This is a genomic window from Vibrio sp. 1288 (genome assembly GCF_033344475.1).
This window is the reverse complement of sequence record NZ_JAWPOX010000284.1, coordinates 1-862: the sequence shown is the minus strand read 5'-3', so window position 1 is coordinate 862 and position 862 is coordinate 1. Positions and strand designations below refer to the sequence as shown.

The following is an 862-nucleotide window of genomic DNA, read 5'->3' as shown; positions in this document are numbered from 1 at the left end:
AGTTAGCTTATTATGAATACAAACACACTTCAAAACATTAATGTCGGCGTTGATACTGGTAAGTCACAATTAGACATCTACATCCGACCACTCGATATTTACTTCACTGTCCCGAACACCGAAAAAGGCATCAGCGATGCCATAAAAACCATTAAGAAACACAAACCTCAACGTGTCGTCATCGAAGCTACAGGTCGATTAGAAATGCCTTTTATACTCGCCTGTGACAAAGCCAAATTACCTTATGTTATTGCCAACCCACTACGTATTAAAAGGTTTGCTGGTGCCATTGGTCAACGAGCTAAGAACGACCGTTTAGATGCCGCTCTCATCGCACATTATGCCGAACGTGTTCAGCCAGAACTGACCAAACTAAAAAGCGAAAACATACGCCTTATGAGTGACTTAGTCACAAGGCGTAACCAGCTACTCACCATGCAAACCATGGAAAGAAACCGACTACAAATATTACCTAAGAATATCTCGTCTACGATTACCCCTATCCTTACCGCCCTGAAAAATCAGATTGAAAAAGTAGAAGCAAAGATAGCGAAACTGATTGAGAGTTGTCCTGAGTATCAAGCCAAAAATACTATTCTCCAAAGCATGCCTGGTGTTGGTAAAGTCCTTGCTGCCTCCCTAATTAGTAATGTACCCGAGCTGGGCTTTATCACTAACAAACAAGCTTCTTCTCTCATTGGTGTCGCACCAATAACAAGAGAAAGTGGCCGCTTTAAAGGTAAGCGGCTGATACAAGGAGGGCGGTCTCAAGTTAGGACCGTTATGTATATGGCGATGATGTCGGCTATCCAATGCAACCCTGTTTTCAAAGCAACTTATGAACGACTACTTACGGCAGGAA

1 protein-coding gene is annotated in these 862 nt (G+C 42.7%); it reads left to right on the top strand.

All coding sequences use genetic code 11. The features are described 5' to 3' along the window. Positions 1–12: 12 nt before the first annotated feature. The coding region (locus R8O11_RS26255; protein WP_318194745.1) for an IS110 family transposase at positions 13–862 on the top strand (850 nt) is incomplete at its 3' end.